13 protein-coding genes are annotated in these 16496 nt (G+C 36.8%); 8 read left to right on the top strand and 5 right to left on the bottom strand.

The genetic code is table 11. The features are described from left to right. Positions 1-547 precede the first annotated feature (547 nt). The 3 genes from DBR39_RS23600 (at position 548) to DBR39_RS23590 (ending at position 4241) form a co-directional block, all read left to right on the top strand. Complete coding sequence (locus DBR39_RS23600) at positions 548-2878, top strand: TonB-dependent receptor (protein WP_124537116.1); 2331 nt, start codon at positions 548-550, stop codon at positions 2876-2878. Positions 2879-2881: 3 nt separating this feature from the next. Then, positions 2882-3700 (top strand): DUF4249 domain-containing protein, encoded by an 819-nt coding sequence (locus DBR39_RS23595; protein ID WP_124537115.1) that lies wholly within the window; start codon positions 2882-2884, stop codon positions 3698-3700. 145 nt (positions 3701-3845) lie between these two features. After that, a complete protein-coding gene (locus tag DBR39_RS23590) occupies positions 3846-4241 on the top strand; it encodes a VOC family protein (RefSeq protein ID WP_124537114.1) in 396 nt (131 codons plus the stop codon). Positions 4242-4320: 79 nt separating this feature from the next. Here the strand turns inward: DBR39_RS23590 and DBR39_RS23585 are convergent, their stop codons facing one another. From DBR39_RS23585 to DBR39_RS23575, 3 genes are all read right to left on the bottom strand, one after another. Next, positions 4321-5268, bottom strand: a complete 948-nt coding sequence (locus DBR39_RS23585; protein ID WP_124537113.1) for an alpha/beta fold hydrolase — start codon at positions 5266-5268, stop codon at positions 4321-4323. 170 nt (positions 5269-5438) lie between these two features. Beyond that, positions 5439-5786 (bottom strand): hypothetical protein, encoded by a 348-nt coding sequence (locus DBR39_RS23580; protein ID WP_124537112.1) that lies wholly within the window; start codon positions 5784-5786, stop codon positions 5439-5441. Between the two features lie 186 nt (positions 5787-5972). Next, positions 5973-6371: an ACT domain-containing protein gene (locus tag DBR39_RS23575; RefSeq protein ID WP_124537111.1), complete on the bottom strand. Its 399-nt coding sequence runs from the start codon at positions 6369-6371 to the stop codon at positions 5973-5975. Positions 6372-6563: 192 nt separating this feature from the next. Here DBR39_RS23575 and DBR39_RS23570 point away from each other — a divergent pair, with 192 nt between their 5' ends. Beyond that, entirely contained in the window at positions 6564-8270 is a 1707-nt protein-coding gene (locus DBR39_RS23570; RefSeq protein WP_124537110.1) for an amidohydrolase family protein, read from the top strand. Positions 8271-8697: 427 nt separating this feature from the next. Here the strand turns inward: DBR39_RS23570 and DBR39_RS23565 are convergent, their stop codons facing one another. Together DBR39_RS23565 and DBR39_RS23560 are read right to left on the bottom strand one after the other, a co-directional pair. Beyond that, positions 8698-9351: a response regulator transcription factor gene (locus tag DBR39_RS23565; RefSeq protein ID WP_124537109.1), complete on the bottom strand. Its 654-nt coding sequence runs from the start codon at positions 9349-9351 to the stop codon at positions 8698-8700. Next, positions 9329-11062: a sensor histidine kinase gene (locus tag DBR39_RS23560; protein WP_124537108.1), complete on the bottom strand. Its 1734-nt coding sequence runs from the start codon at positions 11060-11062 to the stop codon at positions 9329-9331. The genes DBR39_RS23565 and DBR39_RS23560 overlap by 23 nt, the downstream gene beginning before the upstream one ends. Positions 11063-11736: 674 nt before the next feature. Here DBR39_RS23560 and DBR39_RS23555 point away from each other — a divergent pair. The 4 genes from DBR39_RS23555 (at position 11737) to DBR39_RS23540 (ending at position 16292) form a co-directional block, all read left to right on the top strand. Beyond that, positions 11737-12924, top strand: coding sequence for an FAD-dependent oxidoreductase (locus DBR39_RS23555; RefSeq protein ID WP_124537107.1), 1188 nt, complete (start codon positions 11737-11739; stop codon positions 12922-12924). Positions 12925-12937: 13 nt separating this feature from the next. Further along, entirely contained in the window at positions 12938-14716 is a 1779-nt protein-coding gene (locus DBR39_RS23550; RefSeq protein WP_124537106.1) for a flavin monoamine oxidase family protein, read from the top strand. 205 nt (positions 14717-14921) lie between these two features. Further along, entirely contained in the window at positions 14922-15878 is a 957-nt protein-coding gene (locus DBR39_RS23545; protein WP_124537105.1) for a helix-turn-helix domain-containing GNAT family N-acetyltransferase, read from the top strand. A 3-nt stretch (positions 15879-15881) separates the two neighbouring features. Continuing rightward, a complete protein-coding gene (locus DBR39_RS23540; protein WP_124537104.1) occupies positions 15882-16292 on the top strand; it encodes a DUF2000 domain-containing protein in 411 nt (136 codons plus the stop codon). The last annotated feature ends 204 nt before the right edge of the window (positions 16293-16496 follow it).

The raw sequence follows: 16496 nt of genomic DNA, 5'->3' as shown, positions 1-16496 counted from the left end.
GTTATTTCAGAGTTTAGATAAAAAATTAGAAGAAGAAAACTAAAAGATATCTGCGAACAGTAATGGCTGACAACGATCAATTTTTTTGATCTGCGGCTTTCATCATATTGGTTCCGTAGTTCAAATTTTCTTGCGCATTATGTTATATAAACAATCACCATGAAAAATTACACAATCTCTACAGCCTTTATTTTTCACTCTTATTATCATTCAATCCTTATTCCATTTCACAGCTCTATTTTCTGACCCAAGATTACTATTTTAAAATAAAATACACCAAAAAATCAAAAACAATTTATTTAATTTCAATAATAAAGAAAACGTACGAATAAAATAATATCCAATACATAATATTATTTTTCATCTAACAATTCTCACTTATTCTTATTTTATAAATACCGGGACAATACTGTAAAAAGCTTTTTTTAGATGGATTTATTTCATAATTAAAGCTTTAGGTGTAACTAATCTCCTATTCATCCAACTAATCATGTATCATCAAAACATTAATTCATATACAAGAGATCTACTACTTTAAAATAAACTAATGCAAACATCCTTTTTTAAAATTACCGCAGCTACCGCTGCGCTCTGCTTCAGCACCCTGGCAATGGCCCAACAAGCTTATTCTGTAAGTGGAACCGTGAAAGACAAAAAAAACGGGGAGCTGCTCATCGGAGTATCTGTAAAAGTAAGTGAAGATCCCACGATTAATGTTGTAGCCAACGAATATGGTTTTTACTCACTTTCATTACCTGAAGGCAAGTATACCATCATTATTTCGAATCCCGGATACAAAGATTTTGAACAGCAGATAACCGTTGACAAAAATATAAAAATTGATCTTCCTCTTATTCAGCAGGAAGAAGTCTCAAAAGCAATTGATGAAGTCGTTATAAGCGGCATTAAAAAGGATAAAAACTTAACATCTGCCCAAATGGGAACGGAAACGTTAAGCATTAAAAGTATAGAGAAACTGCCTGTTCTTTTCGGGGAAAAAGACGTTATGAAAACCATACAGCTTTTACCCGGTATCAAAAGTAACGGGGAAGGAAGCAGCGGATTCAGTGTAAGAGGGGGAGCCACAGATCAGAACCTGATATTACTGGATGAAGCACCGGTTTACAATGCCTCTCACCTTCTAGGCTTTTTCAGTACATTCAACAGTGATGCCCTGAAAGATGCCAGCATCATTAAAGGAAACAGCCCTGCCCAATATGGAGGCCGCCTTGCTTCTGTACTGGATGTCAAAATGAAAGACGGAAATAATAAAGACTATAACGTGAATGGTGGAATTGGTCTTATCAGCAGCAGACTGAGTGTAGAAGGACCTATTCAAAAGGAGAAATCTTCATTCATTGTTTCAGGAAGAAGAACCTATGCTGATTTATTCCTGAAAACCAACAAAGATTATAAAGACAACAAGCTATACTTCTATGATCTTAACCTGAAAGCCAACTATCAGATCAATGAAAATAACCGTATCTATCTATCCGGATATTTTGGAAGAGATGTACTGGGTCTGGGAGATACTTTCAATACAGACTGGGGAAATACGACAGCAACTTTGAGATGGAACAGTATTATCAGCAGTAAGCTATTCTCCAATACGTCTTTCATCTATAGTAATTATGATTATAAAATCAGTCTGAAAAATGATGACACTGTATTTGATTTAAATTCAAAAATACAGGACTGGAACCTTAAGCAGGATTTTACATGGTTTGCAGGAAACAAACATTCAGTGCGTTTTGGTCTTCAGTCGATTTACCATACGCTTACCCCAAGCAGCGCTTCCGGTACTACGGTGAGCAGTTTTGCCAGAAATCCGAGATACTCATGGGAAAATGCGGTTTACATCAATGATGATTATAAAGCAACGGAAAAGCTAACGATCAATTACGGACTAAGGCTTTCTATGTTCAGTGTCCTTGGAGGCGATACCTTCAATACCTATGAAAATGGTGTAATTACCGATAGTAAATTCTTAGAGAAAGGAAAATTCGGGAAGACCTATACGAATCTTGAACCGCGAATTAGTGCCAACTACCGCATCAATGAGGTCAGCAGTGTGAAAGGAGGCTATTCCCGTAACACCCAGAATCTTCACCTTTTAAGCAACAGCAACAGTGGAAATCCTACTGACCAGTGGATAGGAAGCAGCTATACGGTAAAACCTGAAATTTCAGACCAGATCAGTATGGGCTACAGCAGAAACTTCAACAATAATAATTATGAATTAAACGCTGAAGTATATTATAAGTCTATGCAAAACCAGATCGACTTCAAAAACGGGGCTCAGATCGGTTTTGATACGGGATCCGATGTAGAAAGTGAGCTGTTGTTTGGAAAAGGAAGAGCCTATGGTCTGGAACTTATTGCCAAAAAGAAAAGTGGAAAACTTACGGGATGGATCTCCTATACCCTTTCTAAAACAGAAAGAAAGATCGACGGAATTAATAATAATGAATGGTACAATGCAAGAATGGATAAAACCCATGATCTTTCCATCGTTGCCACTTACCAGCTTAATCAAAAATGGTCTCTTTCCGGACTTTTTGTTTACAGTACAGGAAATGCGGTTACTTTTCCTACCGGGAAATATGAGCTGAACGGACAAACTATATTCCAGTACAGCAGCAGAAATGCAGACAGAATGCCTTCTTATCACAGAATGGACATAAGTGCTACTTATGAACCAAGCTCCAATAAACGATTCCGTGGTTCATGGACGTTCGGTATTTATAACCTGTATGGCCGTGAGAACGCTTATACTATTAATTTTGAAGACAATCCCGACAGACCTGGAACAACACGCGCTATGCAGACTTCTTTATTCCGCTGGGTACCAAACATCACTTATAATTTCAAATTCTAAATCATGAAAAATACATTTTATATTATATTCGCTCTCTTCACTTTAACATCTTGTGAAAAAGAAATTGACTTGGATTTAAACGATCAGAGCGGAAACATTGTCATCGAAGGAAATGTGACCAATAAACCGGGACCTTACACCGTAAAAATCACAAAATCAGTTGGTTTTTCAGAACCCAACCAATACCCAGCCGTAACCGGAGCTCAGGTTGTTTTGAGTGATGATATGGGACAGACCGAAACTCTTCAGTACGCAGGAAATGGAATGTACCAAACCTCTACTTTTGTGGGAACACCAGGCAGAACATATACCCTGAAAGTACAGGCCGAAGGAAAGCAATATACCGCTCAGAGCAAGATGCCGGAAGTTGTTGATTTTGAAGGGCTGGAACAGAGTTCTTTCAAATTTGGTGATAAAGCTACTTATACCCTTTTACCGATTTTTACCGATCCTATACCATTGGGGAACCGCTATCTTTTTAGCTTTACAATCAATGAGCTTCCTAAAAAATACATGAATACTTTTTCGGACAATGTCAATAACGGATTGCCTAACCAGCAGCCTCTTATTCTTCCGAATGATGATAATAAAGGCAGAGATCATGAAGTGGTAGTGGGAGATAAAATACATGTAGAAATGCAAAGCATAGATAACAATATATTTACTTATTACAGTGCTTTGCTTCAGATTTCCGGAGGCAATGGCGGAAGTGCCACACCAGCAAACCCACCCAGTAATATCAACAATGGAGCTTTGGGATATTTCTCAGCCCATACAACGGATACGGAGACTTTTGTCATTCAACAGATAACCACTCCATAAAATAAGATAAAATCCCGATTTGAATCGGGATTTTTTATTTTCCAGATCATATTCTTGAAATTCTGTAAAAAAATAAAATTCATTAATTTCTACTGACATCCTGTTGTCACCACTCTACCCTACTTTTGTTTTAAATTTAAACAACATGAAATTAACGTCATTAAGAATTATTACAAAAGACATCAAAGCATCAGTAGAATTTTACGAAAAAACTATTGGAGCAGCTGCCCGATGGTATACTGAAGATTTTGCAGAGCTTTCCACCGATTCTATTACAATCGCAATTGGAAGTACGCGGACAATGCAAATGTTTTCGGAAGGTATAACCGATTTCGCCGGAGCAAAATCAATCATTATCGAATTTTTGGTTAACAATGTGGACGAAGAGTATGAAAGAATCAAAGGGATCACTTCAGAAATTATCCAGGAACCGACAACCATGCCTTGGGGAAACAGATCACTTCTGTTCTGTGATCCGGATGGAAATATGATTAACTTCTTTACTCCTGTAAGTGTGGAGGCTGTGAAGAAATTCAGCTAAGTCTTTCCATCAATAAAAAAACAAAAACTCGCTGTTCATAATCAGCGAGTTTTTTTATATCTCAATTTTAATATTCCACTTATTTCCCAAGAAATTCAATGGCTTTTCCAACAAAACTCTCATGGTATTGATAGAAAGAAGCATGTCCAGAATCCGGGAAAATCACCAGTTCTGCATGGTCTAGGTTCTGTGCCATATTTTTAGCATTCTGAACAGATACCGGAAGGTCATTTTCACCATGAACGATCAGCACAGGATTTTTGATCTTTTTTATTTCGGTAAGTGCATCAGCATTTGGCTGAGCCCAGCTCAATACTGCAGTAAACTGTGAGTTTGAAGTATTATCGCTTAACAGAAGATCCCTGTCTACTGTTCGAAGCTGGATTCTTGCAAAGGATGCTTTTCCCTCTGTAATACTTTGGGCAGATTCTGTAAATCCAAATTTCAGAAATGAAGCCTCAGGACTCAATCCTGCTGTTCCGGCAACAATATTAGGTAAGTTAGACAATCCGATGGCTCCCTGCGGACCTGTTCCGGTTAAAATCACTTTATTGATGAGTGCCGGATTAGTCAGTACTATTCTCTGCGCAATAAATCCTCCCATAGAAAATCCCATGATATTTACTTTCTCCAGATGTAAAGCTTTGATAAAATCAACCGCATCATCGGCCATAGCCTGAACGGTATTGGGAGTAGTTCCCTTTGATGAAGCAACTCCTTGGTTGTCGAAGATGATTACTTTGTATTTTTTTGCCAATCCGTCTGTCACTGCAGGATCCCAATCATCCATCGAACCGCCTAATCCCGGCAAAAGGATCAGTGGGGTTCCCTCTTCTTTTCCTAAAACGCGGTATGCAATGGCATTTCCTTTAACGTTTACGAATTGGGTTTTGGCAGTTTGGTGGTTCCAATTTTGTATCTCCTGTACCGTGGGAGGCTCATTTTCTTCAGTACAGGACATTGTCACTACTGTAAAAAGAGTTAAGCATAATAAGCTTACGGCTGAGATTTTTCTGATTGCTTTCATTGTCTTTTATTTTTGTATGATTATGCTGCAAACATAAAACACAAAAACAGGCAGAACATTGAAAAACCTATTGAACAGGACATTTATGGGGTTTATCCAGACAATTCAAAATCCGAAAATTTAATGGCAATTAGTTATCCTTCCTGAATAGAATGAATAATTATGATCATCTAATTTTTTTTATTTAAAACAGATTTGTGAAGATCTTTTTCTGAGAACCAGACATTCCCACATTCTCCGCATCCCCAAAACTTTTTATTTCCGTCATCAATATAGCTTACAATACCATCAGAACAAACCGGACAGTCGGTACCATCCAATTGACTGTTCTTTTTATCTTCATCTTTTTGAGCTTCCATTGATAATAAATCAGCTGGGTTTATGGGGATGTGTTTATAACATTTGGGGCAATCGGTCATGATCAGACGTTGGCCTCTTTGTATGGCTCCTCTAATAAACAGTTCCTGATCAAGTTCTGCTTTAAAAATTTCATGACAGCTAGGACATCTTATTTCCATATTTTTTTAGTTTTCTTTCATCATTCTCTCTATCCTATTCTTATCAAGATAAAATCCATCTGCGATAGAAATGCCATTTTTACTAATGACAGCACTCTTTGAAACAAAATTCAGCGTTAAAAAGAGATGTGAATAATAAGCATAAAGTTAAAAATTAACTGTAAAAAACAAAGTAAGAGTTTTATATCAATTATTTTTTAAAGCGTCAAGAGCTTTCATTGCGTTTTCAGCATCTTCTTTGGCAACAAAAATATGATCATGAAAATAGGCTGCCACTACATTACAGCTGATACTTTCCTGTTTCAGGGCATTTGCAAACGCTGCAGTAAGCCCTACCGCTTCCAGGGAGGAATGGATATTCAGGGTGATCCATGAAGAAACATAACTGTAATTCATCCTCCACTCTTCTGCTATAGATCTTTCTAAAACAATGGTAACGGCTTCGGCTTCCCGAAAGAAAAACAGGATCTTTTCCATATCCTTTATCTCACCTAAATTTTCAACAGTACAAAACACATATTCACCGGCATTCAACACGGGTTCCATATTCTGAAGCAGAACTGCTAAATCTTTTTCTCCTGACATCTTTTTTTTGATACAAAACTAAGAGATAGATCACAGCATCCGTTTATCATTTGATAAAAAATACCCAATAGTTCTCTATCTATTGTTACCAAAAAACTGAATTTATCGGCTATTTCTTTATTTCAAAAAGGAAAGAATCACATATGATATTTTGTTTGTAAATTAGGCTCCAAACTAATCCCTCACTTATTCATGAAAACTATACCAGATGCGGATTCATCTGAAAAAAACCGGAATCCGTTCGTTAACTGTCATACCCATACTTTTACAGGAGACCATATTCCGCAGTTTCTTGGTAAAAAACTTCTGCCGGCAGGTCTTGAACGGATTCTCACGATAAGACTTATCATCAACTTTTTCAGATGGTATTACCGGGTTCCTACAAAATGGCAATATAAGCGTCCCTATAAAGCTTGGCAGGCCTTTCATTTTCGTGTTAAATGGTTTCTTCAGAAAGTTCCTTTTATTACCATTCCGATTGCAGTGATACTTACTGTAGATACACTGCTGATTCTCTTCTTTGGCTACCTGGAAGGAAAATATCACCATGAGGTCTGGTTCGGATATATTGAATGGCTGAATCGCTTTATGCAGAGTATTTATCTGCTTCCTAGACCACAGCACCCAATACTGAGAGTTCTGATTGTATTGATACTATTTTTACTGATCAAATCCGGAAGAACATTGATCATCTTTATTGCCAAAAGTCTTTTTCAAATCCTGCGTATCCTTCCTGGTCCTGAAACAAAGGCGTACCTTAAGCGGTACATCAGTATAGGCCGTTTTGCATTTCACAAAAGTCAAATGACGATATTCAGAATGTTAGAAAAGCAATATCCTGCAGATTCACGTTTTGTAGTTCTTCCCATGGATATGGATTATATGGATGCCGGCGTTTCCAAATCCAGTTACCGGGAACAACTTGAAGAGCTTAAAAAACTCAGACGGACCAAACCAAAGACCTGTCTTCCTTTTGTATTTGCTGATCCCAGAAGGATAAAGGATGATTCTGCTTATTTTGATGAAATAAAAAACTGTATTGTACATGAAAATTTCAGAGGAATCAAAACCTATCCTGCTCTTGGATACTACCCTTTTGATAAAGATATTCTGCCCTTAATGTTATGGGCTTGTGAAAATCAGGTACCCGTTCTGAATCACTGTATCAGAGGAACTATTTATTATCGGGGTAATAAAAAGAAAGAATGGAACAGTCATCCGGTATTTATGCAGTCCACCGGAGAAAAAGGTAAAAATGAACCGCTGGCACTGTATGAACTTACTAACAGTGACTTTTCGACCAATTTTACACATCCTCTCAATTATCTTTGTCTGTTGAATGAAGATTATTTGAAAAGGCTTCTGGAATATTACAATGATGATTCTTTATATGCTCTCTTCGGCTATACTGGAAAAGATCAACCGCTTGCTAAAAATCTGCATGAGCTTAAAATCTGTTTCGGGCATTTCGGAGGGGAAGATGAATGGGCAAAATATATGGAGCGGGACAGATATCTTTCTGAAAACGGGTTCACTAATCCAGTGGGTAAAGGCATCAATTTCATCCCTACTGCCCTGGAAAATTCATGGCGTCATAACTCATGGTTTGCGATTATTTACAGTCTGATGTTACAGCATCCCAATGTGTATGCCGACATCAGCTACATCCTTCATGATGAAAATATATTTCCGCTTTTAAAATCGCTTTTAAAAAAAGACAGCCGAATCAGTGACCGTATTCTGTATGGAAGTGATTTTTACGTGGTACGGAGCCAGAAAAGTGATAAACAGATGTGGGCAGACACTTCAGGAAGATTAACAGAGAATGAGCTTGAACTGATTACCAGAGATAATCCAAGAGAATTTTTGTATAATCATATTCATCAATATGTTAAGTAACTAAAAACATGATTCCAAAAACAAAAAAAGAGGCTATTTGCCTCCTTTTTTGTTTGTACTCGTAACCTATCAACCGAACCTCACTATATGTATTTGTGTTTTTCATTTGGCTTTTTAAGAATCCTGTCAAAGATTACTCATACACTTCTTTTTTCATCAGTGTTTATTAATTTCATCATTTGTGTCTTTCATAATTATCCTTTAATCGAATAATTATAATCATTTGTTGTTTTTGTGTATGAAATTTTAAATTAAAAAAGCATTTCTCATTTACTTTTTTCATTACTTAAATTTCACAGTACAAAGGAACAACATTACAAAATAAAATCATCTATAAACCCCATCGATACAAATCGATCGCCTTATAGATATTTATCGATAAAATAAAAAATTCTGACATTAAGAAGTGAAAAATTCTTTATAAACACTAGAGTTTATGGTGGGTTTTGACAAGTTCGACAAGCTCAATTATATTTTCAATCTTTAGTTTTTCAAAGATATTTTTTTTGATTGTGCTTACTGTATTTTGTTTTATGTCCAGACTATTCGAAATTTCCAGGTTACCATATCCTTCAGCATAAAGTTCTGCAATCTGCATTTCCCGCTTGGTTAAGCTGTTGAGAGGACTTATAAGATCCGGATTGTAAACAAGCTGTATCGATAGATTCCGCAGAAGTTCAGAGAAGTATTCTCCTTTCTCTATAAAAGTTGCAATCGCTTCTCTTACCTCATCTTCTTCGCTCAGTTTGCTGAGATAGCCATTAGCACCTGCTTTGATGAATTTTAGGCCATGCAGATCCTCTTCAAGTCCTGTAAAAATCAAGATCTTAATATCAGGATTTGCACTTTTCATCTGAGGTAAGATATGCAGGCTGTTTCCATCCGGAAAATGAGCATCAATGATTGCCATTTCAATGCTTTTAGATTCTATCTGCTCCAATACCTGATGTAAGGACGAAGCCTGATAAACTTTAGCTTGAGGAGCAATATCACTGATCACAATTTCCATTCCCTGACGTACAATACTGTGATCGTCTGCCAGCAGAAATATAATCTCTTTATTTTGAATTGGCATTTCCATTATTATTACGATTTAAATTGATCCTGAATGTCACTTTCGTTCCTTTGTGCAGTTTACTTTCAACTGATATATCACCATCGAAAAGTTCTACAATTTCTTTTACCAGATTAAGGCCCAATCCGGCTCCCAGATTATCTACTTCATCAGATACCATCCCCTGATAATAAGGATCAAAGATTTTACCCAGATCAGATTCTGATATCCCTATTCCGGTGTCTCCAACTGTCGTGATCAGGGAAATTTGATTTTCTCCAAGCGGCTCTGTGATCATTACGAGATCAATCTGTCCGTTTTCGGTAAATTTATTGGCATTCCCAAGAATATTCATAAAAATCTGATTGATTCTGATATTATCCGAATATACCACCAGATCTTCAGGAATTCTGTCTGTCACCACAAATCTGTTGTTTCTGGTTTCCAAATAAGGAGTAATAACCTTTACAATAGAACCAATCTCTTCTTTAAGATTGAAAACAGATCTGATAAGTTCTTTTTCAGCATTTTCATTTTTTGTGTATTCCAGAATCTGGTTAGATTGCAGAAGCAGAGTGCTGTTGGTAAATTTAATAGATTTAAGATAATCCTTTATTGTTTCATCCTCTGTCGTTCTGTAGATTTTATCTATAAAAATATTGATGATTTTTAACGGGGATCTCAGGTCATGGCTCAGCATTCCCAAAATTCTATTTTTAAAATTAAGGTTCTTTTTAATTTCATTATTTGCAGCATTAAGCTTTCGCTCATAGATAAATGCTACTCTTGTAAAGTACATGATCAGAATAGATACAATAAACATCAGAATCATCAATCCTAATACCAGATAAGTCCTGATATGGTTATTATTGGAACTTTGTTCGTTGTATTCTTTTTCCAGTTCTGATTTAAAATCCTTGATGGCATTTTCGTAAACCTCTATCAGTCCGTTACTGTAAACCAATAATTTACTGAAGTTACTGTAAAACTGTAAATTACTCTTCTGCTTTTGAGCTGCAAGCAACTGCACCCTTTTTACTTCGGCAGCATAATGCTTATCCATAGACTTTATCGTATTGTCCATTTTGGATTTTACCTGAGAAAGATCTATGGTTTTGTTGTTGGTCATTGTGATCACCGTACTCTCCTTCTGAACATCTACTTTCCCTGCTACGGCATCTTTTATACGTCCGAAAAAGCCTTTCTTCTTAACAGTATCGGCATATGTACGGGTTTGAATTTTGAAATCTTCAAAATCATTTTTGTACTTGGCTGGTTCATATTGCTTATCCTCAACCTTTGACGGTGGATTCAGTGAGTTTTGGTATACCGAATCTATTAATGTTTTCAGCTTTGCAGTTTTCAACGTATCCTGTCTGTGAATGGCTAAAGTTTTTTTAAGTCTTGGGCTTGTATTTTCATATTCCCCAATTTTATCGAAATTCAGTTTAAGTTTTCTCAAGGACTGAAAATATAACTGCAGTTCATTATTATCCTGAGTAGCCATATATTTCTGAAGATGATCCTGGGCATCCATAAAATCCTTTCTGGAATTATCGGTTAATCCTCCCAGTGCACGGCTTTCCTCCAGCTGATCTTTGATAAATTTCAGCTTCTTACCATTAACAAATTCATTATAAAAAAATATAGCAATAATGACCTGTATCAACAAAATACAAAGGATCAGTGAGTAATGAACAACTTTTCTCAATTTAAAATTTAAGAATTTATATTTCATATCTGTTTATCAGTTAAATTAATTTTCCTGACTACTTATTAGTTTTCAACAATATACTATTATTTTTAAAAATTTCATAATAGTTATAGAGCATCTTATTAGCAAAGTTAAAGTAATTTTTGTCTTCTTGTAATAACGGATACTTGATAAAATAAAGAGAAATTAATTTTATTTAGTATTAAAATGCTTTGTAAACATTAAGTTTTATTCGCGTAAACTCATTTTCTTAGATCAATTGCAAAAGTTGAAGCCTTGTAAAATATTCTGCATCTGTTCATTTTATTGTATACATCAAATAATAGTTGGTCCAATGATGTATGAAAAAGAACAAAATACCGCTCCTATATCCAACCATTTAAAAGATCAAAATTCCCCTGCTAAACAGCTTTTCCTGCCATTCAGTATTTCTACTCAATACAATAATTGGTTATTTACACTCTAAGAACATATACCCTCTTCTTTGTTACTTTGAAATGCTTATTAATAGTGATAATATTCAATGGGGAACCATCATATTCACATGTACCGGCAGGTCATTATCTCCACATAATCTATCGTACGGAAAGATTACACAGATAGCTGAAGATCAGTAATGATGGTACATTCTTATCTATTACTGTTTTACTTTTTCTGTATCTGTTCAGTACGATTATAAAAATAAAAACAAATAACCTATGATTACAGAAAACTACGACGTAATCGTCATTGGCGGAGGAGCAATAGGTCTGGCAACAGCATACCATCTTGGCCAGCGCCAAGCCAGAACTTTAGTATTGGAACAATACACTTTTGTGAATCAGCTGGGAAGTTCAGCAGGAGTTTCACGCCAGTTTCGGATTCCCTATCCGGATGAATACATGGTACAAATGGCTTTGGATGCACAACCCTATTGGGATGAACTGCAAAAAAACACCGATGTTCAATTGCTTGATAAAGTAGGTACACTATGGTTTGGAGATCCCGAAGTGCATTCCACCGAAGGAAATATTGCTGAAGCAGAAAAAGCTTTAGAAGCTTTGGGCGTTCCTTATACCACCTTAACTTCAAAGGAAATCGAAGAACAGTATCATTTCAAAGATCTTCCGGATAATTATACAGGACTGTTTCAGCCAGACGGTGCCAGTATTAACTTTAAAGCAACTATTGAAACGCTTCTAAGTCTTTGCCAGAAGGAAGAAACCGTTGAGCTTAGAGAAGATTCTCCTGTACTTAAGATCAAACAAAAAGGTGGCCTTTTTGAACTTACTACTCCCAATGGAATTTATATCGCCAAAAAACTGGCAATCATTCCCGGACCTTATATCAACAGTGTTATCAATTTACTGGATTTTAAAATAGAAGCCACCTACTGGAATATGTCTTCTGCTTATTTTAAAAAGACCGATCCTACCATACAGTATCCAACCTGGTTTGTTTTCCAGAATGCAACGGGAGATAATGGAAATCAGTTTTATGGTTTCCCTTCAGTCGACTGGGATCATCCGGAATACATCCGTGTCGCTCCGGATTTTGTCATCAAACCTTTGGAAGAGCCTAGTGACAGAACCCTGATTCCCAACCCTCAGGAACTGGCTTATACTTCTGAATGGGTACAAAGCCATATGACTGGGTTGAGTACAGAACCCGAATACACCTCAACATGCCTCATCGCTTTGAGCACGATCCCAAATAAGGAATTATTGATTGATTTTGCACCCCCTTACGTACCCAATCATAAAAATATCGTTGTGTACGCCACAGGATGGGCAGCTAAATTCACGCCTTTCTTAGGTAAAATCATGTCGGATCTGGCATTAGACGGACATACTGATTTTGACATTACCCCTTTCCGATTAGGATATAAATATTTCTTAGCACTTTAAAAATTATACAACCATGAATCAAGAAAACGTAAACAAAGATACCCCGCTGTATCCGGGAATGCAGCCCGATCTGAAAGTAGAAGCAGCCATTATCGGTGCCGGAACTTCCGGATTATACACCGCTTTTCGTTTGGTAACCGATAATAAATATAAAGCTCATGAAGTACAGGTCTTCGACATGAGTGACAGATTAGGCGGAAGACTGGAATCCGTGATTATGCCGGGAATGAACTTCTGGGGAGAGCTCGGAGGAATGCGTTATCTGACGTCCCAGAAAATTGTAACCACATTGATAGAGGGTTACCCGTTGAAAGAAAAAGATTTAAGCAAAAGAACCCCTGTCCTGAAGGATAAGATGACTCCTGTTGAATTCCCTATGGGTGAACCGGACAAACTCTATATGTACATCAGAAAAGAACGTTTTAAACAAAATGCATGGACAGAAGAGCAAAAACACGACAACAAGCTGATTACCCGCTATTTTCTGAATGAAAACGATGAGGGATTCAGTTCTGATCAGTTATTTAATAAAATTATTTATAATGTATTAATGTCCGATCCGTGGGTAGCAGCAACCTATAAAGACAAGATTCTCTCGGGACCCAGCATTTATGATTTTACATTCAAACTCGACAGCAGAGATTGGGATGCTGTAAAACCAAGGCTGATTTACAATTTCCCGGGTTCTCCTTATGACAAGCGTCTGGTCAACGATATCGGTTTCTGGAACCTGATCAAAGACCAGGTTTCTCAGGAAGGATATGAATTCCTGGCTAATGCAGGAGGATACTACTCCAATACCATTAACTGGAATTCTGCAGAGGCATTTCCTTATATGGTAGGAGATTTTTCTGCTGACACGACCTACAAAACCATTGAGGAAGGTTATGACAGCATCGCCTATGCGGTAGCCAACGCTTATATGGAACATGAAGGAGCCCGCATCTGGTCTGAAAATAAACTGATTACATTCACTAAAGATCATCATTTAATCGCGACTCATAAATACGAGCTTACTTTCCTGAATATACAAAGCAACACGACATGGAAAGTATATGCCAATTCAATAGTATTGGGAATGCCAAGAAAATCACTGGAACTTCTGGATCAGAACAATTTCTTTTTTGATGCTAATAAACATACTGAACTCAACAAAAATATCCGCTCTATTATCATGGAACCTGCCTTTAAAATCCTAATGGGATTTGAGCGTCCATGGTGGAAAGAACTGGATATTGATTCCGGGCACTCTATTACAGACCTGCCTATGAGACAGTGTTATTATTTCGGCACCGATCCTGAAACCAAAAACTCAATGCTCTTGGGAAGTTATGGTGATATGGAAACCGAAACATTCTGGAAAGCCCTTTCTGACGACAAAGTTCTGTTTAAAGTAAGAGCAGCCAAATCAGCATCACTGGAGGAATTACACAAGCTGGATGATGTTCAGGCGACTCAATTCATGGTAAGTGAATTGATGAACCAACTTAGGGAACTTCATGGTGATAAAGTAGACATTCCCGAACCTTATGTCACCTATTTCAGAGACTGGACAGATGATCCTTATGGTGCAGGATATCATGCATGGAAAGCTGGTTTTTCAGTAAAACATGTTATGCCTTATATGAGAAAGCCACTAATGGATGAGCATATCCATATTATCGGTGAAGCCTATTCTGACCAGCAGGGCTGGGTAGAAGGAGCTTTCTGTGAAGCTGAAAAAATGCTTCAGGATCATTTTAAATTAGACTGGCCATACTGGTTAGATCCTGAATATTACTTAGGGTGGTAAACCATTTCTAGAATAATAATAAAGCTCCGGAATAATCTGGAGCTTTATTGTTTTCATTTCACAGCAAATCACGGCTCAGAAAGCTTCTCTGATATCTTTCTCGATCATATCTAAATATATTTAATCATTTTTTAACTCAAGGTATTCATTGTTTATTAATTAATTTATTACATTTGTATAACTAGTTATATAATTAATTATACTTATGGATTTATTTGAAAAAACGGGGAAAATTGCACTGGGCAGCAGATTGCGGTTTATGGCTTCAAATATGACAGAAGAAGCCGCAAAGATTTATGAACTGTATGAGGTTGATTTTTCACCAAAATGGTTCCCTGTATTCTTTGTTCTCTCCGAAGAAGGTTCAAAAACCATTACCGAGATTGCAGAAGAAATAGGACATTCTCAACCTTCAGTGACCAAAATCATCAAAGAAATGACCTCTGCGGGACTGGTAAAGGATAATCAGAAATCAGAGGATAAGAGGAGAAATATTGCAGGACTTACGGAAAAAGGGAAAGAATTTTCTGCCAAAATAAAAATACAGTGCACAGATATTGATCATGCCATAGATGAGATGATCAGCGAAGCTACATACAATCTTTGGGAGGCACTTGCAGAGTGGGAGCATCTGTTTGAACAAAAATCTTTGCTCTCAAGAGTAAAAGAACAGAAAAAATCCCGCGAAAGTAAAAATGTAAAGATCGTTGATTATGAACCCAAATATCAATCAGCATTTAAAGCCCTCAATGAAGAGTGGATCTCTACCTATTTTAAAATGGAAGAGGCTGACTACAAAGCACTGGATAATCCTGATGAATATATTCTAAATAAAGGAGGAAAGATACTTGTGGCTTTATACAATGGCGAACCGCTCGGTGTCTGTGCTCTCATAAAAATGAATGATCCAATTTATGATTTTGAACTGGCAAAAATGGCTGTTTCTCCAAAGGCACAGGGAAAAAATATAGGCTGGCTGCTTGGACAGGCAATCATCAGCAAAGCAAAAGAATCCGGCGCATCAAAAATATACCTTGAAAGCAACACCATATTGAAACCTGCCATCAATCTGTATTACAAACTGGGCTTCCAGAAAGTAACCGGACGTTCAACCCCTTATGAGCGCTGTAATATTCAAATGGAATTAAATATAAAAAAATAAAATATGTACGATAAAAAAGTAGCCGTTGTCATTAAAGATGACCTGTTACCATGGCAAAAACTTAATGTTGTTTCTTTTTTGGCAGGAAGCATTGCCATTCAGTTTCCGGAAACCCATGGTGAAAAATTCGTAACTGCAGACCAGGAAGAATTCTTACCTTTTATAAAGCATCCTACCCTTGTCTATAAAGCTGAAAGTACAGAGAAACTTCAAAGAGCATTCCGCCGGTCAAAAGATCGGGAACTGGCAATCGGGATCTATACCCAACAGCTCTTTGACACCCGATCCGGTGAAGAAAATGTTCTTGAAATAGCAAAGCATACCGCCGATCATCTGGATCTGGTAGGTATAATTGTGTATGGTGAAAATAAAAAAGTAGATAAAGCTTTAGACGGATTAAAATATCACGAATAAAGCACATCCGAATTCTCTGAAGGCTTGCCACACAATACAATTGATTTTTCCAGACTGATTCCATCAATGCACAAATTTTTATTGTGCATTTGTTGTTAAAAAAACAAACCTTTATATTGATTCAAGACCTTTTGTAAGGAATACATTATATACGATTTCCATATCACTACCATTAGTATTTTCTATTTCTCAAGAGGAATCTTA

The organism is Chryseobacterium sp. KBW03, from assembly GCF_003852415.1.
GTDB lineage: Bacteria > Bacteroidota > Bacteroidia > Flavobacteriales > Weeksellaceae > Chryseobacterium > Chryseobacterium viscerum.
This window is presented reverse-complemented; position numbering and strand designations above follow the sequence as displayed.

What these genes read in the sequence shown, in the direction of transcription:
- DBR39_RS23600 (WP_124537116.1), top strand. Translation starts at nt 548, where the DNA reads ATGCAAACATCCTTTTTTAAAATTACCGCAGCTACCGCTGCGCTCTGC.
- DBR39_RS23595 (WP_124537115.1), top strand. Translation starts at nt 2,882, where the DNA reads ATGAAAAATACATTTTATATTATATTCGCTCTCTTCACTTTAACATCT.
- DBR39_RS23590 (WP_124537114.1), top strand. Translation starts at nt 3,846, where the DNA reads ATGAAATTAACGTCATTAAGAATTATTACAAAAGACATCAAAGCATCA.
- DBR39_RS23585 (WP_124537113.1), bottom strand. Translation starts at nt 5,268, where the DNA reads ATGAAAGCAATCAGAAAAATCTCAGCCGTAAGCTTATTATGCTTAACT.
- DBR39_RS23580 (WP_124537112.1), bottom strand. Translation starts at nt 5,786, where the DNA reads ATGGAAATAAGATGTCCTAGCTGTCATGAAATTTTTAAAGCAGAACTT.
- DBR39_RS23575 (WP_124537111.1), bottom strand. Translation starts at nt 6,371, where the DNA reads ATGTCAGGAGAAAAAGATTTAGCAGTTCTGCTTCAGAATATGGAACCC.
- DBR39_RS23570 (WP_124537110.1), top strand. Translation starts at nt 6,564, where the DNA reads ATGAAAACTATACCAGATGCGGATTCATCTGAAAAAAACCGGAATCCG.
- DBR39_RS23565 (WP_124537109.1), bottom strand. Translation starts at nt 9,351, where the DNA reads ATGGAAATGCCAATTCAAAATAAAGAGATTATATTTCTGCTGGCAGAC.
- DBR39_RS23560 (WP_124537108.1), bottom strand. Translation starts at nt 11,062, where the DNA reads ATGAAATATAAATTCTTAAATTTTAAATTGAGAAAAGTTGTTCATTAC.
- DBR39_RS23555 (WP_124537107.1), top strand. Translation starts at nt 11,737, where the DNA reads ATGATTACAGAAAACTACGACGTAATCGTCATTGGCGGAGGAGCAATA.
- DBR39_RS23550 (WP_124537106.1), top strand. Translation starts at nt 12,938, where the DNA reads ATGAATCAAGAAAACGTAAACAAAGATACCCCGCTGTATCCGGGAATG.
- DBR39_RS23545 (WP_124537105.1), top strand. Translation starts at nt 14,922, where the DNA reads ATGGATTTATTTGAAAAAACGGGGAAAATTGCACTGGGCAGCAGATTG.
- DBR39_RS23540 (WP_124537104.1), top strand. Translation starts at nt 15,882, where the DNA reads ATGTACGATAAAAAAGTAGCCGTTGTCATTAAAGATGACCTGTTACCA.